At 60.0% G+C, this 21,719-nt stretch carries 20 protein-coding genes; 13 read left to right on the top strand and 7 right to left on the bottom strand.

Annotation, left to right across the window (positions count from 1 at the left end):
* Positions 1–3: 3 nt before the first annotated feature.
* Positions 4–1,461 carry an NADH-quinone oxidoreductase subunit NuoN gene (gene nuoN / locus ADJ24_RS02075; protein WP_023312531.1) on the top strand — a complete coding sequence of 486 codons (1,458 nt, stop codon included), beginning with the start codon at positions 4–6 and terminating at the stop codon, positions 1,459–1,461.
* A 92-nt stretch (positions 1,462–1,553) separates the two neighbouring features.
* On the opposite strand, the gene ADJ24_RS02070 is transcribed toward nuoN, so the two are convergent.
* On the bottom strand, positions 1,554–2,558 hold the full coding sequence (locus ADJ24_RS02070; protein WP_023312530.1) for a chemotaxis protein: 1,005 nt from the start codon (positions 2,556–2,558) through the stop codon (positions 1,554–1,556).
* Between the two features lie 64 nt (positions 2,559–2,622).
* Positions 2,623–3,540 carry a ribonuclease BN gene (gene rbn / locus ADJ24_RS02065; RefSeq protein ID WP_023312529.1) on the bottom strand — a complete coding sequence of 306 codons (918 nt, stop codon included), beginning with the start codon at positions 3,538–3,540 and terminating at the stop codon, positions 2,623–2,625.
* A gap of 71 nt (positions 3,541–3,611) precedes the next feature.
* On the opposite strand from rbn, the gene ADJ24_RS02060 reads away from it, so the two are divergent.
* The 10 genes from ADJ24_RS02060 to ADJ24_RS02015 all read left to right on the top strand — a co-directional run bounded on the left by ADJ24_RS02060 (position 3,612) and on the right by ADJ24_RS02015 (position 13,480).
* On the top strand, positions 3,612–4,073 hold the full coding sequence (locus ADJ24_RS02060) for a GNAT family N-acetyltransferase (RefSeq protein WP_023312528.1): 462 nt from the start codon (positions 3,612–3,614) through the stop codon (positions 4,071–4,073).
* Between the two features lie 53 nt (positions 4,074–4,126).
* Positions 4,127–4,432, top strand: coding sequence for a stress response protein ElaB (gene elaB / locus ADJ24_RS02055; RefSeq protein WP_008500219.1), 306 nt, complete (start codon positions 4,127–4,129; stop codon positions 4,430–4,432).
* 86 nt (positions 4,433–4,518) lie between these two features.
* Positions 4,519–5,814: an isochorismate synthase MenF gene (menF, locus tag ADJ24_RS02050; protein ID WP_023312527.1), complete on the top strand. Its 1,296-nt coding sequence runs from the start codon at positions 4,519–4,521 to the stop codon at positions 5,812–5,814.
* Positions 5,815–5,902: 88 nt separating this feature from the next.
* Positions 5,903–7,573, top strand: coding sequence for a 2-succinyl-5-enolpyruvyl-6-hydroxy-3-cyclohexene-1-carboxylic-acid synthase (gene menD / locus ADJ24_RS02045; RefSeq protein WP_023312526.1), 1,671 nt, complete (start codon positions 5,903–5,905; stop codon positions 7,571–7,573).
* Entirely contained in the window at positions 7,570–8,346 is a 777-nt protein-coding gene (menH, locus tag ADJ24_RS02040) for a 2-succinyl-6-hydroxy-2,4-cyclohexadiene-1-carboxylate synthase (protein WP_023312525.1), read from the top strand. The genes menD and menH overlap by 4 nt, the downstream gene beginning before the upstream one ends.
* On the top strand, positions 8,343–9,200 hold the full coding sequence (gene menB / locus ADJ24_RS02035) for a 1,4-dihydroxy-2-naphthoyl-CoA synthase (protein WP_023312524.1): 858 nt from the start codon (positions 8,343–8,345) through the stop codon (positions 9,198–9,200). The genes menH and menB overlap by 4 nt, the downstream gene beginning before the upstream one ends.
* On the top strand, positions 9,200–10,165 hold the full coding sequence (menC, locus tag ADJ24_RS02030) for an o-succinylbenzoate synthase (protein ID WP_023312523.1): 966 nt from the start codon (positions 9,200–9,202) through the stop codon (positions 10,163–10,165). Before menB ends, menC begins: the two co-directional genes overlap by 1 nt.
* The gene (menE, locus tag ADJ24_RS02025) at positions 10,162–11,523 is read left to right on the top strand and encodes an o-succinylbenzoate--CoA ligase (protein ID WP_023312522.1); all 1,362 of its coding nucleotides are present in this window, start codon (positions 10,162–10,164) and stop codon (positions 11,521–11,523) included. Before menC ends, menE begins: the two co-directional genes overlap by 4 nt.
* 124 nt (positions 11,524–11,647) lie before the next feature.
* A complete protein-coding gene (locus ADJ24_RS02020) occupies positions 11,648–12,187 on the top strand; it encodes a YfaZ family outer membrane protein (RefSeq protein ID WP_023312521.1) in 540 nt (179 codons plus the stop codon).
* A gap of 93 nt (positions 12,188–12,280) precedes the next feature.
* Positions 12,281–13,480 carry a nicotinamide mononucleotide deamidase-related protein YfaY gene (locus tag ADJ24_RS02015; protein ID WP_023312520.1) on the top strand — a complete coding sequence of 400 codons (1,200 nt, stop codon included), beginning with the start codon at positions 12,281–12,283 and terminating at the stop codon, positions 13,478–13,480.
* 33 nt (positions 13,481–13,513) lie between these two features.
* Here ADJ24_RS02015 and glpC read toward each other — a convergent pair whose 3' ends face one another.
* From glpC to glpA, 3 genes are read right to left on the bottom strand one after another with little or no spacing between them, the layout of a single operon-like run.
* Positions 13,514–14,704, bottom strand: a complete 1,191-nt coding sequence (gene glpC / locus ADJ24_RS02010) for an anaerobic glycerol-3-phosphate dehydrogenase subunit GlpC (protein WP_023312519.1) — start codon at positions 14,702–14,704, stop codon at positions 13,514–13,516.
* On the bottom strand, positions 14,701–15,918 hold the full coding sequence (gene glpB / locus ADJ24_RS02005; RefSeq protein ID WP_023312518.1) for a glycerol-3-phosphate dehydrogenase subunit GlpB: 1,218 nt from the start codon (positions 15,916–15,918) through the stop codon (positions 14,701–14,703). Before glpB ends, glpC begins: the two co-directional genes overlap by 4 nt.
* Positions 15,908–17,536 (bottom strand): anaerobic glycerol-3-phosphate dehydrogenase subunit A, encoded by a 1,629-nt coding sequence (gene glpA / locus ADJ24_RS02000; protein ID WP_023312517.1) that lies wholly within the window; start codon positions 17,534–17,536, stop codon positions 15,908–15,910. Before glpA ends, glpB begins: the two co-directional genes overlap by 11 nt.
* Before the next feature lie 252 nt (positions 17,537–17,788).
* On the opposite strand from glpA, the gene glpT reads away from it, so the two are divergent.
* The gene (gene glpT / locus ADJ24_RS01995; protein WP_023312516.1) at positions 17,789–19,141 is read left to right on the top strand and encodes a glycerol-3-phosphate transporter; all 1,353 of its coding nucleotides are present in this window, start codon (positions 17,789–17,791) and stop codon (positions 19,139–19,141) included.
* Between the two features lie 11 nt (positions 19,142–19,152).
* The gene (gene glpQ / locus ADJ24_RS01990) at positions 19,153–20,211 is read left to right on the top strand and encodes a glycerophosphodiester phosphodiesterase (RefSeq protein WP_023312515.1); all 1,059 of its coding nucleotides are present in this window, start codon (positions 19,153–19,155) and stop codon (positions 20,209–20,211) included.
* A 105-nt stretch (positions 20,212–20,316) separates the two neighbouring features.
* Here the strand turns inward: glpQ and yfaE are convergent, their stop codons facing one another.
* On the bottom strand, positions 20,317–20,571 hold the full coding sequence (gene yfaE / locus ADJ24_RS01985) for a class I ribonucleotide reductase maintenance protein YfaE (protein WP_008500234.1): 255 nt from the start codon (positions 20,569–20,571) through the stop codon (positions 20,317–20,319).
* Positions 20,571–21,701, bottom strand: coding sequence for a class Ia ribonucleoside-diphosphate reductase subunit beta (gene nrdB / locus ADJ24_RS01980; RefSeq protein WP_023312514.1), 1,131 nt, complete (start codon positions 21,699–21,701; stop codon positions 20,571–20,573). The genes yfaE and nrdB overlap by 1 nt, the downstream gene beginning before the upstream one ends.
* Between the last annotated feature and the right edge of the window lie 18 nt (positions 21,702–21,719).

Raw genomic sequence — 21,719 nt, 5'->3', positions numbered from 1 at the left:
GCCATGACAATAACTCCACAACAACTGATCGCGCTGCTACCGCTGCTGATCGTCGGATTGACGGTGGTGGTTGTGATGCTCTCCATTGCGTGGCGACGCAATCACTTCCTGAATGCCACGCTGTCGGTCATCGGCCTGAACGCCGCGTTAGTCTCTCTCTGGTTTGTTGGCCAGGGTGGGGCGATGGACGTCACCCCGCTGATGCGCGTTGACGGTTACGCCATGCTGTATACCGGTCTGGTGCTGCTGGCGAGCCTGGCAACCTGTACCTTTGCGTACCCGTGGCTCGAAGGCTACAACGACAACAAAGAAGAGTTTTACCTGCTGGTTCTGATTGCCGCGCTGGGCGGCATTCTGCTGGCGAATGCGAACCACCTGGCCGCGCTGTTCCTCGGTATTGAGCTGATCTCTCTGCCGCTGTTCGGCCTGATTGGTTACGCCTTCCGTCAGAAGCGGTCCCTGGAAGCAAGCATCAAGTACACCATTCTGTCTGCTGCTGCGTCCTCGTTCCTGCTGTTTGGTATTGCGCTACTGTACGCACAGTCCGGTAACCTCTCCTTTATGGCGCTCGGCAAGAGCCTCGGCGACGGCATGCTGCATGAGCCGCTGCTGCTGGCAGGTCTGGGCATGATGATTGTTGGCCTCGGCTTCAAACTCTCTCTGGTGCCGTTCCACCTGTGGACGCCAGACGTATACCAGGGCGCCCCGGCTCCGGTGTCGACCTTCCTGGCGACGGCGAGCAAGATCGCTATCTTCGGTGTGGTCATGCGTCTGTTCCTGTACGCGCCTGTGGGTGACAGCGAAGCGGTTCGCGTGGTGCTGGGCATTATCGCGTTCGTCTCCATCATCTTCGGTAACCTGATGGCGCTGAGCCAGACCAATATCAAGCGTCTACTGGGCTACTCGTCTATCTCTCATCTGGGCTACCTGATGGTGGCGCTGATTGCGCTGCAGAGCGGCGAGATGTCGATGGAAACCGTGGGCGTGTATCTGGCCGGTTACCTGTTCAGCAGTCTCGGCGCCTTCGGCGTGGTGAGCCTGATGTCCAGCCCGTACCGTGGCCCGGATGCCGATTCACTGTTCTCCTACCGTGGTCTGTTCTGGCACCGTCCGATCCTGTCCGCGGTAATGACCGTGATGATGCTCTCTCTGGCAGGTATCCCGATGACGCTTGGCTTCATCGGTAAGTTCTACGTGCTGGCCGTCGGTGTGCAGGCGCACCTGTGGTGGCTGACCGCGGGCGTGGTTATCGGCTCCGCGATTGGTCTCTACTACTACCTGCGCGTGGCCGTGAGCCTGTACCTGAGCGCGCCTCAGCAGCTCAACCGTGATGCCCCAACCAACTGGCAGTACAGCGCCGGTGGTATCGTCGTGCTTATCTCCGCACTGCTGGTGCTGATCTTCGGTATCTATCCGCAGCCGCTGATTGATATCGTGCAGCGAGCGATGCCGCTGATGTAAAAACAAAAAACCCGCCTCGGCGGGTTTTTTTATGGTTTTCTCCCTCTCCCAGTGGGAGAGGGCCGGGGTGAGGGCACCAGCCCGCACCATGCTTAAGCCAGCTGCTTGCGGCTAATCAACGGCCCGTCAATCTTCTTCATCGAGCGGTCCAGCACTTCCTCAATCACCGACGACAGCTCGTTCAGCTCAAACTTCGCGACGTACCCGTCGGCCTTCACCTTGCGAATATGGTCTTCGTTGGCGTTGCCGGAAAGGGAAGAGTGGATCACTACCGGAATGTCCTTCAATACCGGGTCGGTTTTGATTTTGCGCGTGAGCGTAAAACCGTCCATCTCAGGCATTTCGAGGTCGGTCAGCACCAGAGCGATCTTATCGGTGATGGGAACTCCTTCAGCCTGCGCCTGTGCGGCCAGCACGCCAATTTTCTCCCACGCGTCTTTGCCGGTGATATGCAGCTGCGCGGGGATCTCCATCGCCTGCAGACCTTTCTCCAGCATCGAGCGCGCCACCTTGGAATCTTCTGCAACGATAGCGACAGCGCCTGGCTTGATATGGAATTTGGTGGTCTTTAGATTCGTGGCGTGCAGATCGTGATTGGCCGGGGTGATGTCATACAGGATCTGCTCAACGTCCAGCACCATCGCCAGATCGTTGGTATCGGTCTTCTCGTCAAGACACGCAATGCTGGTGATGTAGCGACCGCTGACGGCGGTTTCCGCCGCATGCACCTGCTTCCAGTCCAGACGCATGATGTTCTCAACCGATTCCACGGCAAACGCCTGCACGCTGCGCGCATATTCGGTGATCAGCAGGATGTTCAGCCCGGTGGTGGGCTTACAGCCCGCCACGGCGGCCAGGTCAATCACCGGGATCACCTGATCGCGAATATTCACCATTCCCATCAGCGGCGATTTCATCCCGGCGGGTTTCGTGAACTCCGGCATCGGCACAATTTCACGCAGCTTAAAGACGTTAATGCCAAACAGCTCAGATTTATTTTCGTTCAGAGAGGTGCCAAGACGGAACAGCAACAGTTCAAAACGGTTCGACAGGGTCAGATTCGCCCTGTCATCAATATCTTTCTGGAAATTATCCATTCTACCCTCGAGAGAAATGCTGACCTTTTAATCGTTATCGGCATCCTCAGGGAAAAATGAAGGACTAAACGCTAACCTGAGCGAAATCTTCGGCCAGCTCACATTCCGGGAACAGCGCGCGGCACTCTGCCAGCAGCTTTTCGCAGCCCCGCGCGTCGTAGCGCGAGCTGACATGAGTGACGATGAGCCGCCCGACGCCCGCGTCACGGGCAAGCTGTGCCGCCTGTCGCGTGGAGCTATGGCCCCGGCCGTTGGCCTTCTCTTCCATCGCCGTTTCAAGCGTCGCTTCATGCACCATCACGTCCACGCCCTGAGCCAGCGTGAGCGCTGCCGGGCATGGGGCCGTATCGCCAAAAATCGCCAGCTTTTTGCCGGGCTGCGGTGCGGCGAGATAATCCTGGCCGTTAATGACGCGTCCGTCCTCCAGCGTGACGGTCTCTCCGTGCTTAAGACGCTGGAACAGCGGCCCGGGTTTTACGCCGTCGGCCATCAGCGCGGCGGCATCCAGCGCGCCGGGTTTATCATGCGCATCAATACGGTAGCCATAGCACTCCACAGGATGATTGAGCGGTTGAGCAGTAACCCGATAATCCTCGTCATCGAATACCAGCCCTTCGGCAATCTCAACGACCTCCAGCGGATAATCGGTCCATGACCCGCTCAGGCGCAGCGTGGTTTCAACAAATTCACGAATACCCGCAGGCCCATAAATCGTCAGCGGGTTGGCGTTACCGGCCATCGAGCGGCTGCACAGCAGGCCGGGAAGGCCAAACAGATGGTCGCCATGCAGATGGGTGATAAAAATTTTATCCAGCTTGCCGGGATGATAAGCGGTGTGTAACAGCTGATGCTGCGTCCCTTCACCACAGTCAAACAGCCACAGCCCGCCGCGGGTGGGGTGTTTAAGATCCAGCAATATCGCCGTCACATTTCGTGAGCGGGTTGGTACGCCCGCGGACGTACCCAGAAAAATCAGTTCCATAACGCAATCAGCCCTTTGCCGAACGGGGAGGGGTTTAGTATAACGTGATGAACCCCAGGAAGGAGACTGACATGATCCAGTGGCAAGATTTACACCATAGCGAACTCACCGTTCATTCACTTTACGCCCTGCTGAAGCTGCGCTGCGAAGTGTTTGTGGTTGAACAGACCTGCCCGTATCAGGACATCGACGGCGACGATCTCGTCGGCGAGAACCGCCATATCCTCGGCTGGCGGGATAACGAGCTGGTGGCGTATGCGAGGATTCTGAAAAGCGAAGACGATTTTGAGCCTGTCGTCATTGGCCGCGTCATCATCAGCGGCAAAGCGCGCGGTGAAAAACTGGGCTATCAGCTGATGGAGAAAACGCTGGAGGCATGCCAGAAACAGTGGCCGAACAAGGCGTTATACCTGGGCGCACAGGCGCACCTGCAGTCCTTCTACGGCCACTTTGGTTTCGTGCCGGTCACCGAGGTGTACGATGAAGACGGCATTCCCCACATCGGCATGGCGCGGGAAGCGAAGCAGGCGTAATGGCGAGTCGTTGGCTATAGTTAGCGGACTGGTGTACTAACATGGAGAAAAATATGTCATTTCAATCCTGGGATACCCGTATCGACGACGACCTGGCCTTGCTGAGCGAAACGCTGGAAGAGGTGTTACGTTCGTCCGGTGACCCTGCCGATCAGAAATATATTGAGCTAAAAGCCCGCGCCGAGCAGGCGCTGCATGAAGTGAAAAACCGCGTCAGCCATGCCTCAGATACTTACTACTACCGTGCCAAAAAAGCGGTGTATCGTGCCGATGATTACGTGCATGAAAAACCGTGGCAGGGTATTGGGGTGGGTGCTGCCGTGGGGCTGGTGCTGGGGCTGCTGTTAGCCCGTCGTTAAGCCGCTTAACCACTCCCTATACGTGGGTACTGCTATTTATGGCCAGTACCCCGTATAATATGACGTTTTAACAGGGAGAGGTTCGCGTGAATTCGATTTTCCTCGCGCTGGAGCAACTGCGTACCCAGCTTTCGCAAGCGTTACCCGCAGCACCCGGCATACGTCATTTCGACGTCTCTTTCCCGTTAAACGATGCTTTCGATCCCCTCGCCTGGCTGGGCGAGCAGCAGTGTTATCCGCAGTTTTACTGGCAGCAGCGTAACGGCGATGAAGAGCTGGCCGCGCTGGGGGCGGTCACCCAATTTTCCTCTCTGGCATTAGCCTCGCAGTTTTTGCGCGCGCAAAACGCGGCAGGTGATACCCGCATCTGCGGCCTGAACGCCTTTAATCCCGAACAGGGCAGCCTCTTTTTACCGCGACTGCTCTGGCGACGCACCGCCGGCAACGCCACGCTGCGCCTGCAGCTGTGGAGCGACCGCTCGCTTGTCGAGGATGCCCGCGTCGCGCAGGATTTTTTACAGCAGCTCCGTCCTGCGAGATCTATCCGTCCGCTCTCCGTGCAGGTTGAGCACGAAACCCATCAGCCGCAGCAGGCCGAATGGCTGAAGCTTATCCGCAGGGCGACGGAGACCATCGCGCGCGGTGAGTTTGAAAAAGTGGTGCTCGCCCGGGCAACCGATCTGCAGTTCACGCAGCGCGTTAACCCTGTCGCGCTGATGGCCGCCAGCCGCGCCCTCAATTTACATTGCTATCATTTCTGCATGGTATTCGACGCCAGCAACGCGTTTCTCGGCTCGACCCCCGAGCGTCTCTGGCGGCGGCGCGGCAAGCTGCTGCGCACGGAAGCGCTCGCGGGAACCGTCGCCAGCCATACCGATGATAGCCAGGCGCAGCGTCTCGGCGAGTGGCTGCTGAACGATGATAAAAACCAGCGCGAAAATATGCTGGTGGTGGAAGATATCTGCCAGCGTCTTCAGCACTCTACGCAGACGCTTGAGGTACTGCCCCCCCAGGTGGTACGCCTGCGTAAAGTGCAGCATTTGCGCCGCTGTATCTGGACCGAGCTCAAACAGGCCGACGACGAGCAGTGTCTGCTCATGTTACAGCCGACCGCGGCCGTTGCCGGATTACCCCGACAGCCCGCGCGCGAGTTTATCCAGAAGGTTGAACCCTTTAACCGCGAGTGGTACGCCGGTTCGGCCGGGTATTTATCCCCCGAACAGAGTGAGTTCTGCGTGGCGCTGCGCTCCGCGCGCGTTCAGGAGGACTCCCTGCGGCTCTACGCCGGCGCCGGTATTGTCAGCGGATCTGACCCGGAGCAGGAGTGGCAGGAGATCGAAAACAAAGCCGCCGGATTGCGCTCTCTGCTCCTAAGGGATTAATACAGATTCGCGCAATCCCGATTCATATCAAAATTCCAATTTTTTCTATTATTTATACTGTGTCGCATTCTTGATACCGGACAATCTCATGTCAGTAAGTTCTTTTAACCGACGCTGGGCGGCGGTGATCCTTGAATCCCTGACGCGCCATGGCGTCAGGCACGTGTGTATTGCACCGGGTTCTCGCTCAACGCCACTGACGCTCGCGGCCGCAGAAAACCGGGCGTTAATTCACCATACCCACTTCGATGAGCGCGGCCTCGGGCATCTTGCGCTGGGTCTGGCGAAAGTCAGCAAAGAACCTGTGGCGGTGATCGTCACCTCCGGTACCGCCGTGGCGAACCTCTATCCGGCCCTGATTGAAGCCGGGTTAACCGGTGAAAAGCTGATCTTACTGACGGCCGATCGTCCCCCTGAGCTTATCGACTGCGGTGCCAATCAGGCCATTCGCCAGCCGGGGCTCTTTTCTTCGCATCCTTCGCAGACGATTTCGTTACCGCGTCCCACCCAGGATATTCCGGCAAGCTGGCTGGTCTCCACCGTCGATCACGCCATGGAGACGTTGCGCAGCGGGGCGTTGCATATCAACTGCCCGTTTGCCGAGCCGCTGTACGGCGAGCTGGACGACACGGGTCTTGACTGGCAGCAGTCCCTCGGCGACTGGTGGCAGAGTGAAAAACCGTGGCTGCGCGAGCAGATGCATCTTGAGAGCGCGAAACAGCGCGACTGGTTCTTCTGGCGGCAGAAGCGCGGTGTGGTGATTGCCGGGCGCATGAGCACCGCCGAAGGCAAGCTGGTTGCCGAATGGGCGCAAACCCTTGGCTGGCCGCTGATTGGCGACGTACTTTCCCAGACCGGGCAGCCGCTGCCGTGCGCCGATCTCTGGCTGGGTAACGCGAAAGCGGTCACCGAGCTTGCGCAGGCGCAGATTGTGGTCCAGCTTGGATCGAGTTTAACCGGCAAACGGTTACTGCAGTGGCAGGCCACCTGCACGCCGGAAGAGTACTGGCTGGTGGATTCGCTGGAAGGACGGCTTGACCCGGCGCACCACCGCGGCCGTCGTCTGGTCAGCAGCATCGACGCCTGGCTGACGCTTCATCCGGCTGAAAAACGCAAGCCCTGGGCGGTGGCTATACCGGACCTTTCGCGCCAGGCGTGGGAACTGACCAAAGCGCACTGTGAAGCGTTTAGCGAAGCCGGGCTGGCGCACCGCATTCGTCAGTACCTGCCTGAACAGGGGCAGCTGTTTGTCGGCAACAGCCTGGTCGTGCGGCTGATTGACGCTTTCTCGAAGCTGCCCGCGGGCTACCCGGTGTACAGCAACCGCGGCGCCAGCGGCATCGACGGGCTGATCTCTACGGCGGCGGGCGTGCAGCGCGCCAGCGCGGAATCGACGCTGGCGATCGTGGGCGATCTCTCCGCGCTCTACGATCTCAACGCGCTGGCGCTGCTGCGTCAGGCGTCAGCCCCGTTTGTGCTGATTGTGGTCAACAACAACGGCGGGCAGATTTTCTCCCTGTTGCCAACGCCGCAGAGCGAGCGCGAGCGCTTCTATCTGATGCCGCAGAACGTGCAGTTCGAACACGCCGCGGCGATGTTTAGCCTGAAATACCATCGCCCGGAAAGCTGGGAACAGCTGGAGGCGGCGTTAAGCAGCGCCTGGAAACAGCCGGGCGCGACGCTGATTGAGCTGGTGGTGAACGAGGCTGACGGTGCGCAGGCCCTGCAAAGCCTGCTGGCGCAGGTGAGCCAGCTGTGATCCTCTCGGGCGTGCAGCAGGCCGGTAAGACAGGCTATCCCTGGCTGGTCTTTTTGCACGGTTTTTCTGGAGATTGCCGCGAGTGGCAGAGGGTCGGTGAAGGGCTCGACGATTATCCCCGGCTCTATCTGGATCTGCCGGGTCACGGTGGATCCCGGAATCTGGGCGTGACGGGGTTTGACGAGATGAGCACGTTGCTCACTCAAACTCTGCTTAGTTACAACATACTTAAATTCTGGCTCATCGGGTACTCCCTCGGCGGCCGCATTGCGATGTTCCATGCCTGCCAGCAGCCGAAGGGGCCGCTCGGGGTGATTGTTGAAGGTGGACATCCGGGCCTGCAGGATGCCGAAGCGCGAAATGCGCGGCTGGCGTCCGACCGCCGCTGGGCAACGCGTTTTCGCACCGGACCGCTGGAGAAGGTGTTCGCTGACTGGTACCAACAGCCCGTGTTCGCCTCCCTCACGGACGCCCAGCGCGAGGCGCTGATTACCCTGCGCAGCCAGAACAACGGCGCGACGCTGGCGATGATGCTCGAGGCGACCTCGCTGGCCGTGCAGCCGGATTTGCGTGCCGCGCTTAGCGCACGCGATTTCTCTTTTGACTATCTCTATGGCGAACGGGACGAGAAGTTCGCGGCCCTTGCCGCGGAAGTGAACGCCGTTCGCCATGCCATTCCCAACGCTGGACACAACGCCCACCGGGAAAACCCCGATGCGGTTATCGCGAGTCTGGCTCAGATACTGCGTTATCGAATAAAGGACACTCTATGATCTACCCTGATGAAAACATGCTTTACGCCCCGGTTGAATGGCAGGACTGCTCCGAAGGCTACACCGACATTCGTTACCACAAATCCACCGACGGCATTGCCAAAATCACCATCAATCGTCCGCAGGTGCGTAACGCCTTCCGTCCGTTGACCGTGAAAGAGATGATTCAGGCCCTGGCGGATGCGCGCTATGACGACAACATAGGCGTGATTGTCCTGACCGGCGAAGGCGATAAAGCGTTCTGCTCCGGCGGCGATCAGAAAGTGCGCGGCGACTACGGCGGATACCAGGACGATGCGGGCACGCACCACCTGAACGTCCTCGATTTCCAGCGCCAGATCCGCACCTGTCCGAAACCGGTGGTGGCGATGGTGGCAGGCTACTCCATCGGCGGTGGTCACGTGCTGCACATGATGTGCGATCTGACCATTGCCGCCGAGAACGCCATCTTCGGCCAGACCGGCCCGAAAGTGGGCTCCTTCGACGGCGGCTGGGGTGCCTCCTATATGGCGCGCATCGTCGGGCAGAAAAAAGCCCGCGAAATTTGGTTCCTGTGCCGTCAGTACAACGCCCAGGAAGCGCTGGATATGGGCCTGGTGAATACCGTGGTGCCGATTGCCGATCTCGAAAAAGAGACCGTTCGCTGGTGCCGCGAAATGCTGCAAAACAGCCCGATGGCGCTGCGCTGCCTCAAGGCCGCTCTCAACGCCGACTGCGACGGACAGGCGGGTCTGCAGGAGCTGGCGGGCAACGCCACCATGCTGTTCTACATGACCGAAGAGGGTCAGGAAGGGCGCAACGCGTTTAACGAAAAACGCCAGCCGGACTTCAGCAAATACAAACGGAATCCGTAATGCGTCGCGCGCAGGTTTACCGCTGGCAGATACCGATGGACGCGGGCGTGGTGCTGCGTGAACGGCGGTTAAAAACCCGTGATGGCTTCTTCGTGCATCTGCAGCAGGACGAGCGGGAAGGCTGGGGCGAGATTTCACCGCTGCCGGGCTTTAGCCTGGAGTCGCTGGATGACGCGCAGTCAGCATTGCTGGCGTGGGCAGACGCGTGGCGTGAGGGCGCGGATCCGGCGTTGCCGGACGTACCTTCCGCGGCTTTTGGCATCAGCTGCGCGCTGGCGGAGCTGGACGGTAGCCTGCCGGAAGCGGGGAATTACCGCGCGGCACCGCTCTGTACGGGCGATCCTGACGAGCTGTTCGCGCTACTTTCCGCCATGCCGGGCGAGAAAGTGGCGAAAATTAAAGTCGGCCTCTACGAAGCGGTGCGCGACGGCATGGTCGCTAACCTGCTGCTGGAGGCGATCCCCGACCTTCATCTGCGTCTGGATGCTAACCGCGCCTGGACGCCGCTCAAGGCGCAGCAGTTTGCAAAGTACGTCAACCCGGCGTACCGCAGCCGCATTGCTTTCCTGGAAGAGCCGTGCAAAACCCGCGATGACTCGCGCGCGTTTGCCCGCGAAACGGGGATTGCCATCGCCTGGGATGAAAGCCTGCGTGAGGACGATTTTGAATTTATCGCCGAGCCCGGCGTCAGCGCGGTGGTGATTAAGCCGACGCTGACCGGCAGCCTGGCGAAGGTGCGCGAGCAGGTCGCGGCGGCGCACGCCTCGGGGCTGACGGCGGTCATCAGCTCGTCGATTGAGTCCAGCCTTGGGCTGACCCAGCTGGCGCGCATTGCCGCCTGGCTAACGCCGAATACGATCCCCGGCCTCGACACGCTGAACCTGATGCAGGCCCAGCTTATCCGCACGTGGCCGGACAGCGCGCTGCCGTGCCTCGACGTCACGGCGCTGGAGCCGTTGTTATGAGTTTTACCGACTGGCCGTGGCGGCACTGGCGCGCGCAGTTTGCTGATAAACCGGCCCTGAAGCTGAACGACGAGGTGCTCAGCTGGCAACAGCTGTGCGCCCGCGTCGACCGCCTTGCGGCAGAGTTTCATCTGCAGGGCGTGGAGGAGGGCGACGGCGTTCTGCTGCTGGCCCATAACCACCCGCAAACTCTGCTTGCGTGGCTGGCCCTGCTCCAGTGCGGGGCGCGTATTCTTCCCGTTAATCCGCAGCTGCCTCGCCCGCTGCTGGACGTGTTGCTCCCGCAGATGACGCTGCGCTTTGCGCTGGTGCTGGACGGTACCTGCGACGGTCTTCCTGCCCTGAGCATGCGCGAGCGCGCGGGGGAATATCGCGTTGCGTGGCAACCGGCGCGGCTGGCGTCGATGACGCTAACCTCCGGCTCCACCGGGCTGCCGAAAGCGGCGGTGCATACCTGCGACGCCCATCTCGCCAGCGCGCGCGGAGTGCTGGCGCTGATGCCCTACGGCGAAGACGACGACTGGCTGCTTTCGCTGCCGCTGTTTCACGTTTCCGGCCAGGGGGTTTTATGGCGCTGGCTGCAGGCCGGCGCGCGGTTAACCGTGCGCGAGAAACAGCCGCTGGCGCAGGCTTTGCGCGACTGTACCCACGCCTCGCTGGTGCCGACCCAGCTCTGGCGTCTGCTTAATACCAGTCAGCCTGTCACACTGAAAGCGGTGCTACTGGGCGGTGCCGCCATCCCTGTGGAGTTGACGCAGCAGGCGCGCGAGCAGGGAATTCGCACCTTCTGCGGCTACGGCCTGACCGAGTTTGCCTCTACCGTCTGCGCAAAAGCGGCGGACGGCGAGCCGGACGTAGGCTATGCGCTGCCGGGCAGAGAGGTGCAGGTAGTTAACGGTGAGGTCTGGATCCGGGCAGAGAGTATGGCCTCAGGCTACTGGCGGGACGGCGAATTGGTTCCGCTGACCAACGCGCAGGGATGGTTCGCCACCCGCGATCGCGGTGAATGGCATGACGGCCGCCTGACGATCCTCGGCCGCATGGACAACCTCTTTTTTAGCGGCGGAGAAGGGATCCAGCCGGAGAGCCTTGAGCGCGTTATCGCCCGCCATCCGCAGATTAACCAGGTGTTTATCGTCCCGCTGGACGACGCCGAGTTTGGACAGCGTCCGGTGGCGGTGGTGGAGTGCGAGCCGGGAACGGATATCAGCTGTTTACCTGACTGGGTCAGGGATAAGGTGGCGCGTTTTGAGCAACCCGTCCGCTGGCTGCTGTTGCCGACCGAACTCAAAAATGGCGGCATTAAAGTCTCGCGCCGCGCGTTGCAGCAGTGGGTGAACGCCTCGCTGAAGGGATAATAGCCGTTTCAAATAATTACAATCTACTGACCTGCCGCACGCAGAGTGCTTGATCCCCGGGAGACTCCGGTTAAAATCTCGCGGTTTTGGGACTTCTTTATAATAATTGTGCGGGATCACGACAATGAAAAAAGTGGCATTAGTGGGCTTCGGCCTGATGGTTGTATCTGCGGCGGCTAACGCCATCAGCATTAACGGCTCGGCGGGTCAGGATTATACCCACCTGGGCTTTGGCATGGGTACCGAGACTTCCGGTCTGGCGATGACCGGCGGCTGGACGCATAACGATGACGACGGCGACGCGGCGAGCCTCGGCCTGGGTCTGAACGTTCCTCTTGGCCCGTTCCTGGCCACCGTCGGCGGTAAAGGTATCTATACCAACCCAAATGACGGTGACGAAGGGTACGCGGCGGCAGTGGGCGGCGGCCTGCAGTGGAAAATTGGCGACAGCTTCGGCCTGTTTGGTGAGTACTACTACTCTCCAGATTCCCTCTCAAGCGGTATCGACAGCTATGAAGAGGCCAACGCCGGCGCGCGCTGGACCATCATGCGTCCGATTACCATCGAAGCGGGCTATCGCTATCTGAACCTGGCCGGCAAAGACGGCAACCGCGACAACGCGCTGGCCGACGGCCCGTACGTGGGCGTCAGCGCAGGCTTCTAATCACTCCGGCGCGGCGTTCTGTCGCGCCAGTTTCTCTCTTCTCCACCCCGCGTTTGCGCTATAGTGTTTTGACCAAATAAGCGGGAGAACATAATGATTAACGTGGAGATGTTATCCACCGGCGACGAAGTGCTGCATGGACAAATTATTGATACCAATGCTGCCTGGCTTGCCGATCTTTTCTTTGAGCAAGGATTACCGTTAACGCGCCGCAATACGGTGGGCGACAATCTTGAGTCGCTGGTCGCTATTCTGCGCGAGCGCAGCGAACAGTGCGACGTGCTGATTGTGAATGGCGGACTCGGCCCCACCGGTGACGATCTCAGCGCGCTGGCCGCCGCGACCGCAAAAGGCGAAGGGCTGGTGCTGCACGAGGCGTGGCTTTCGCAGATGGAGCGCTTTTTCTCCGAACGTGGCCGCGTCATGGCCCCCAGCAACCGCAAACAGGCTGAAATTCCCGCCAGCGCCGAGCTGGTCGATAACCCGGTGGGTACCGCGTGCGGGTTTGCCATGCAGCTGAACCGCTGCCTGATGTTCTTTACGCCGGGCGTGCCCTCAGAATTTAAAGTGATGGTCGAGCAACAGATCCTGCCGCGCCTTCGCGATCGTTTTACCCTGCCTGAACCGCCGCTGTGCCTGCGTCTGACCACCTTTGGCCGCTCGGAAAGCGATCTGGCCCAGAGCCTTGACCCTCTCCCGCTGCCGCCGGGCGTCTCCATGGGCTACCGCTCCTCCATGCCGATCATTGAACTCAAGCTGACAGGCCCGGCCGAGCAGAAAGAGGCGATGCTGGCCCTGTGGCCCGAGGTGCAGCGCGTGGCGGGCGAAAGCCTGATCTTTGAAGGGACGGAAGGGCTGCCCGCGCAGATTGCGACGCATCTGCAGTCGCGTCAGCTGAGCGTGACCTTAAGCGAACAGTTCACCGGTGGCCTGCTGGCGCTGCAGCTGTCGCGCGTCAACGCGCCGCTGCTGGCCAGCGAAGTGGTGCCGTTCCAGCAGGAGACCCTGGCGCAAACCGCCCGCTGGGCTTCCGAGAGAAGGGTGAAGCATTTTGCCGGTCTGGCGCTGTTCGTCGGGGGGCTGGACGAGGAATACCTTAACTTCGCGCTGGCGACGCCGGAAGGCACCTGGGCCCTGCGGGTAAAAATGAGCATCACCCGCCACAGCCTGGCGGTGCGTCAGGAGGTTTGCGCCATGATGGCGTTGAACATGCTGCGCCGCTGGCTGAATGGCAAAGAGGTTGCCAGCGAGCACGGCTGGATTAACGTTGTCGAGTCGCTGTTCATTGAGTAAAACCTGTGCCGGGGCGTTTCGCCCCGGCACTGTTTAGCCCAGCGCCTTCGCCAGCAGGGAGATTGGATGCTCGCAGCGCTTGCTGGTGGACATCTCAATCTGCCACTTGCAGGTTTCGCAGTCCGTCACCACGATATCCGCGCCGCTCTCCTCAATCTGACGGAACAGCGGGGCGCCGATCGCCTGCGACGTTTCATAGTTTTCACGCTTAAAGCCGTAGGTTCCCGCAATCCCGCAGCAGCGCGAGTCCAGCACCGTCAGCTCCAGGCCCGGAATTAACCGCAGCAGCTCCAGCGTATAGAGCGACCAGCCCATCTTCTCCATATGACACGGCGTGTGATACACCACTTTCAGGGGTAATTTCCCCAGCGGCAGCGTCTGTCCGCCGTCCAGCTTGCGCCACAGGAAGCGTGTCGCCAGCTCGATGTGCTCGCGCAGGCCGGTGTTATCCACGTCCAGCAGATGCGGGTACTCATCGCGCAGGGTGAAGGTACAGGTGGACGAGGTCGCCAGCACCGGAATACCTTTATCAACAATCGCTTCGCGCAGGGAGGTGACATTGCTCTGAGCCTGCCTGCGCGCCTTATCGGTAAACCCGTTAGCAATCAGCGGTACGCCGCAGCACTTCTCTTTGCTAAGCAGCTGAACGCCCGTTCCCATGGCGTTCAGCACTTTCAGCAGGTCTTTACCCAGCTGCGGGTGGTTGTAGTTCACATAGCAGCCGTGGAAGAAGGCCACCTGATCGGCGTACTGCGCCTGTTCCGCCGCAACGGATTTGTACCAGCGGCGGAAGGTGCCGTGAGAATATTTCGGCAGGCTGCGGTGATGGTCTATCTTCAGCGTGGCATCCAGCAGCTGGCGCACCGGTTTGAGAGAGGTCGCGGCATTCACCAGCGGGGCAAACGGCGTCGAGACGCTGCCCATCAGATCGGTGTGGCTCAGAATAGCGTCACGCAGCGTCGGCTTTTGCGTGCTGTAGCGCGCCCGGGCGCGCTGGATGATATCGCCGATTTTCACATCCGACGGGCAGGCGACTTCGCAGCGTTTGCAGTTGATGCAGTATTTCAGCGCCTCGTCGTACAGCTTGCCGTCCTTCAGACGCAGACGCTCGCCGTCCGGTCCGGCCTGCTTTGGCCCGGGATAGCGTGGGTTCACGCCGCTCACCGGGCAGACGGTGGTACACACCGTGCATTTAATGCAGCTTTCAAAACGGGTGTCGTTCATTGTTCAGCCTCCGTGCGCTGGCTAATCTGCTCTGCCACATACAGCGCCGTGACGGCGCAGACTCCGCCACCGCATCCCTGGGCAATGGGATCGTATCCGCCCAGCAGCGAGCCGATGGCAAAGAGATTACTGACGGGCTTACCGGAAAGTTGCGGATGTAGCTGGTTATCGACGATCACGCCAAACTGCTGCCAGGGCTGCGGCGAGAAGAAATCACTTTGATACCAGTCCGCGCGGGAGGATCGCTGGCGAACATCGAGCCCCATAATGGCTTCCCGGATGCCCTCCCGGCTGCTCAGCAGCCCGTTGCTGAAGAAGCTGCCGCTTGCCAGCACCGTATAGCGGGCACGAAGCGGAATATCGTCGTGGTTGCGCGTCCAGATTTCGCTCACCGCGCCGTCGGTCAGGGTGATTTTTTTCACCTCATCACCCGCCATCCACACGCCGCCCTGCGCGACAAACTGGCGCTGGAGCTGGGTATGCAGGCGAATGCCTGGGACGGAAGGGGGCAGGGTTGGCAGCAGGCCGAGCGTGCAGGGCAGACGATCCGAGAGCCAGCGCCAGAGGCGGTTGTCGCGTAAACCAAAGCAGGCGGGCATCAGCAGGGCGTCACAGCTGTCGCTGTGGGGCCTGAGCGCATCATACAGCAGCGGCCATTTGTCCTCGTTATCCAGAAAACGGGCGATATTCACCGCGCGAAACTCGCTCGGGTTGTCGCGCAGGACATCAAGCTCAGGCAGCTCTATCTCTGCCGTTTCGGCATTGACGCCCTGGCGACAGAGCGACGCGGCCGCGAGATGGGGCTGAAAATCCAGAAAGCCGCTAATGCCCACGACCCGGACGCGTGCGGCATTGAAGGGAGCAACGGGCACTTCTTCCGGGCTGAGCCAGGCAGAGCGCAGGGTGCCGAGCGGCGTGACGCGCTGGTGATTGAGCCGGGCGCTTCCCTTCAGACGCGCGCCGCAGTCCGCCAGCAGCGCTTCGGTTTCCAGCGCAAAGCGGTCAATATGCTGGGCGCCAATCAGGTGATACGGGTGCTCCGGCGGCAGCTTGTCGCGGTACGCTTCGTCCACCAGATCCAGAGAGCCCGACGAGAAGTGCAGGGCGCTCTGGCCCCGGGTGATAATGGCGCAGCGAAGACCCTGCTTCGAGAGCTTGATGCCGCAGAGCAGGCCTGCCAGCCCGCCGCCGACGATTACGGTATCAAATTTCATCGCGTTGCTCCTTCTCAAGACCGCAAAGCCCCTGGTAGACCCAGCGGGTAAATTCGCTTTCGCGCAGGGCATCGCCCCAGGCGACAGGCTGAATGCCTTTCCAGCGCTCGTTTAAAAACGCGCTGAGCTGATCGAGCGACTGGGTGGCGGTGGTGGTATGAAAACGCTGCAGCAGCCCGGCGGCACGACAGGCGCACAGTTCGCCCTGACAGGTACCCATTCCCACGCGGGTGCGGCGACGAAGATCGAGCAGGCTTGTGACCGTCAGGCTCTCCACCGCGTACTGCACCTCACCGGCGGTGACGGCTTCGCACTCGCATACCAGGCTGCGGCTCAGGCGTCCTTCACCGAGCCACTGCGGCGTTCTGTCGCCGTGGCGGTAAATCGCGGATCCGCGCAGCGGCGCGGGCAGGGAGATGATTTTTTGCAGCGTTTTTTCGGTGGACTGACGCGAGCCGGGCAGCGGCTGGTCTGCCGTCACGCATGTTTCGGTATTCCCCAGCTTGCGGCAGACGGCATCGGTCGCCCACTCGGCCATCAGGCGGTAGGTCATCAGCTTGCCGCCGGTGATGGTGATAAACCCGTCCATGCCGTCGCGCTCGGCGTGATCGAGCAGCACGATGCCCCGGCTGACGTTACGTCCGCTCGGGTCGTTGTCGCTGGCAACCAGCGGACGCACGCCCGCGTAGGCGCGCAGAATACGCGTCTGCGCCATCACCGGGGCCAGTTTTTCCCCTTCGCGCAGCAGGACGTCGACCTCTTCGGCGGTCACGCGGTTGTAGTCAATCTCGCTGTAGTCGATGTGGGTTGAGGTGGTACCGATTAACGAAATGGTGTCGCCCGGCACCAGGATATCGGCATCGGACGGCTTGCGGCAGCGGTTAATAACGTGGTTATTAATGCGGTGGTCGAGGATCAGCAGCGAGCCTTTCGCCGGGAACATGCGCACCGACAGGTCCGCGTATTCCGCGATGCGCTGCCCCCAGATCCCCGCCGCGTTGACCACCACGGCGGCATACAGCTCGCTGTGTTCGTTGTACTGCGTATCAAGGATCCGCACGCCGCAGATACGATTCCCCTCGCGGATAAGCCCGGTCACTTCGTGCCCGGTCAGGATGCGCGCGCCATGCTCGCGGGCGTCCAGCATATTGGCGGCGGTCAGGCGGAAGGGGTCGACGGTGCCGTCAGGCACTTTCACCGCGCCGATAAGCGCCGGGTTAACCGACGGTTCCAGCCGCCGCGCCAGCGCCGGGTCCATGGCCTCAGCCTGAATGCCCGCCGCAGTGCAGGCGGTAATAAAGGTGTCCTGAAAGGCGAGATCATCTTCGGGAAGAGTAATAAAGAGGCCGTTGGTTGGCTCAATGCAGTGGCGGGCGATACGCTTGAGGATCTGGTTTTCAGCAATACATTCGCGCGCGGATTCACCGTCGGTAACCGCATACCGCGCGCCGCTGTGCAGCAGGCCGTGGTTACGCCCGGTTGCGCCCGTGGCGATATCGTGGCGCTCCAGCAGCGTAACGCTTAAGCCGCGAAGGGCGCAGTCGCGTGCGATCCCGGCGCCGGTTGCGCCACCGCCAATGATTATCACATCGCTGTAGCGAGGATCGTGAATGGTCATTGTTTACCCTCTATGTTCGTTTTTTTGTCATTTAGCCATATCAATAGTGTGGTTTGTTTGATTTCGAACATAAACGCGCGAAATTCGAAAGTGAACCGTGATTTCATGCGCTTTTTTGCGCATTCTGTCATATTTCTGTAACAATCTGTGCGTTGATTCACAGTAACAATCACCGTGATTTCTTAACATCCCCGCCTCTGGAATTCAGGTGCGAGCCACCTGCCCATTCAATTCAAGGCCACGGAGGCTGTTATGCTCAGTATCTTCAAACCTGCGCCGCACAGGGCGCGTCTGCCAGAGGCAGAAATTGATCCGCTATACCGCCGTCTGCGCTGGCAAATTTTCCTGGGAATTTTCTTCGGGTACGCGGCGTACTACCTTGTACGTAAAAACTTCGCGCTCGCCATGCCGTATCTGGTGGAGCAGGGCTTCTCCCGCGGCGATCTGGGTTTCGCGCTGTCGGGGATCTCAATCGCCTACGGTTTTTCCAAATTCATCATGGGTTCCGTGTCGGATCGCTCGAATCCGCGCGTGTTCCTGCCCGCCGGCCTGATCCTGGCGGCCGCGGTCATGCTGTTCATGGGCTTTGTGCCGTGGGCGACGTCCAGTATTGCGATTATGTTCGTGCTGCTGTTCCTCTGCGGCTGGTTCCAGGGGATGGGGTGGCCGCCGTGCGGACGTACCATGGTGCACTGGTGGTCGCAGAAGGAACGCGGCGGCATCGTGTCGGTGTGGAACTGCGCGCATAACGTGGGCGGCGGTATTCCGCCGCTGCTGTTCCTGCTGGGGATGGCCTGGTTCAACGACTGGCACGCGGCGCTCTATATGCCTGCCTTTGGCGCCATTCTGGTGGCGATTATTGCCTTCGCCCTGATGCGCGATACGCCGCAGTCCTGCGGCCTGCCGCCGATTGAAGAGTACAAAAACGATTATCCGGATGATTACAGCAAGGAGCACGAAGAAGAGCTGACCGCCAAACAGATCTTCATGAAGTACGTGCTGCCGAACAAGCTGCTGTGGTACATCGCGGTGGCAAACGTGTTCGTTTACCTGCTGCGCTACGGCATCCTCGACTGGTCGCCAACCTACCTGAAAGAGGTTAAGCACTTCGCGCTGGATAAGTCTTCCTGGGCCTATTTCCTGTATGAATATGCCGGGATCCCGGGCACGCTGCTTTGCGGCTGGATGTCGGACAAAGTGTTTAAAGGCAACCGCGGGGCGACGGGCGTGTTCTTTATGACCCTGGTCACCATCGCGACCGTCGTTTACTGGCTCAACCCGCCGGGCAACTCATCAGTAGACATGGCCTGCATGATCGTTATCGGCTTCCTGATTTATGGTCCGGTAATGCTGATCGGCCTGCACGCGCTGGAGCTGGCGCCGAAAAAAGCGGCGGGCACGGCGGCAGGCTTTACCGGCCTGTTCGGCTACCTGGGCGGTTCGGTCGCGGCGAGCGCCATCGTGGGCTACACCGTTGACTTCTTCGGCTGGGACGGCGGCTTTATGGTGATGATCGGCGGCAGCGTGCTGGCGGTACTGCTGCTCATTGTGGTCATGATCGGTGAGAAACGTCACCACGCGGAAGTGCTGGCGCGTCGTCAATAAGGAGCATTGCGATGAAATTATCTTACGTAACAACCGGCCTGCTGCTGGCGGGCCTGATGACAGGCTCCGCGCTGGCGGCGGATAAAATCGTTATCGCCCACCGCGGCGCCAGCGGCTATCTGCCGGAGCATACGCTCCCGGCGAAAGCGATGGCCTATGCCCAGGGCGCGGATTATCTGGAGCAGGATCTGGTGATGACCAAGGACGACCAGCTGGTCGTACTGCATGACCACTACCTGGACCGCGTGACGGACGTGGCGGAGCGTTTCCCGGACCGTGCGCGAAAAGATGGCCGCTACTATGCCATTGATTTCACCCTGGCGGAGATCCGTTCCCTGAAGTTTACCGAAGGCTTCGAGATCGAAAACGGCAAAAAGGTGCAGGTCTATCCGGGACGTTTCCCGATGGGCAAATCTGACTTCCGGATCCATACCTTCCAGGAAGAGATTGAGTTTGTTCAGGGGCTGAACCACTCAACCGGTAAAAATATCGGCATCTACCCGGAGATCAAAGCGCCGTGGTTCCACCATCAGGAAGGCAAAGACATTGCCGCGAAGACGCTGGAGGTGCTGAAGCAGTACGGCTACACCAGCAAGAAGGACAAAGTCTACCTGCAGTGTTTTGACGCCGCCGAGCTGAAGCGCATCAAAACCGAGCTGGAGCCGAAGATGGGGATGAACCTCAATCTGGTGCAGCTGATTGCCTATACCGACTGGAATGAAACCCAGGAGAAGCAGCCGGACGGCAAATGGGTGAACTATAACTACGACTGGATGTTTAAGCCGGGCGCTATGAAGCAGATTGCGCAGTACGCCGACGGCATCGGGCCGGATTACCACATGCTGGTGGCGGAAGGCTCAGCGCCGGGCCACGTGAAGCTGACGGCGATGGTGAAAGAGGCGCACGCCAGCAGGATGCAGGTACATCCGTATACCGTGCGTGCAGACCAGCTGCCGCCGTATGCCACGGACGTGAATCAGCTTTATGAGGTGTTGTATAACCAGGCGGGCGTGGACGGGCTGTTTACGGATTTCCCGGATAAAGCGGTCGAATTCATTCACCGGAAGTAGGTTTGGCAGGTCGGGTAAGGCGAAGCCGCCACCCGACAATCTGGCTCTGCGGCCTGATGCCCTCACCCTAACCCTCTCCCACCGGGAGAGGGGATAAGGACAACATCACATCTCGATCTCTATATCGCCTTTTGCCCGGCAGCAGCAGGGCAAAATTTCCCCTTCGTTGATAAAGGCCAGCGGCTCGGTCAGCCAGTCCACCTGGCCGGCGACCAGGCGGCAGCGGCAGGAGCCGCAGTAGCCGGAACGACACTGGTACTCTACTTCTACCTGATGCGCCTCAAGCGCCACCAGCAGAGAAGGGTGCTCCTCCCGACACAGCACCTCAGTGCCGGAAAGACTTAACGTGACGCGTGACATCAGAGCTGGAAGTTGCTCAGGTCGTCGGTGTTGACTTCAGAATCAATCTGACCGACCAGATAAGAGCTGACTTCCACTTCCTGCGGCGCAACCTGCACGTTATCGGACACCAGCCAGGTGTTGATCCACGGAATCGGGTTAGAGCGCGTCTGGAATGGCAGGTCAAGACCGACGGCCTGCATGCGGATGTTGGTGATGTACTCAACGTACTGGCACAGGATGTCTTTATTCAGGCCAATCATGGAGCCGTCGCGGAACAGGTAGTCGGCCCACTCTTTCTCCTGCTGAGCCGCCAGCACGAACAGGTCGTAGCACTCCTGCTTGCACTCTTCGGCGATTTCCGCCATCTCCGGATCGTCCGTACCGCTGCGCAGCAGGTTCAGCATGTGCTGGGTACCGGTCAGGTGCAGGGCTTCATCGCGGGCAATCAGACGGATGATTTTGGCATTGCCTTCCATCAGCTTGCGCTCGGCAAAGGCGAAGGAGCAGGCGAAGCTCACGTAGAAGCGGATCGCTTCCAGCGCGTTGACGCTCATCAGGCACAGGTAAAGCTGTTTTTTCAGCGCGCGCAGGTTCACGGTGATGGTTTTACCGTTCACGTTGTGCGTACCTTCGCCCAGCAGATGCCAGTAGCTGGTCATCTCGATCAGCTCGTCGTAGTAATGGGCAATGCCTTCCGCGCGCTTCTGGATCTGCTCGTTGGTGACGATATCGTCAAACACCACCGCCGGATCGTTCACGATGTTGCGGATGATGTGGGTGTAAGAGCGGGAGTGGATAGTCTCGGAGAACGCCCAGGTTTCCACCCAGGTTTCCAGCTCCGGAATGGAGATCAGCGGCAGCAGCGCCACGTTCGGGCTACGACCCTGAATGGAGTCCAGCAGCGTCTGGTACTTCAGGTTGCTGATGAAGATATGTTTTTCGTGATCCGGCAGCGACTGGTAATCAATACGGTCGCGGGAGACGTCCACTTCTTCCGGGCGCCAGAAGAAGGAGAGTTGCTTTTCAATCAGCTTTTCGAAGATGTCATATTTTTGCTGATCGTAGCGTGCCACGTTGACCGGCTGGCCGAAGAACATCGGCTCTTTGAGCTGGTCGTTTTTCGTCTGTGAAAAGGTGGTATATGCCATGAGTGTGTCCTGTCTTAC

This window comes from Enterobacter sp. 940_PEND (genome assembly GCF_001059415.1).
GTDB classification, from domain to species: domain Bacteria; phylum Pseudomonadota; class Gammaproteobacteria; order Enterobacterales; family Enterobacteriaceae; genus Enterobacter; species Enterobacter cloacae_M.
Note: the sequence above shows the minus strand (reverse complement) of the source record. Positions and strands in the feature narration are given on the sequence as shown.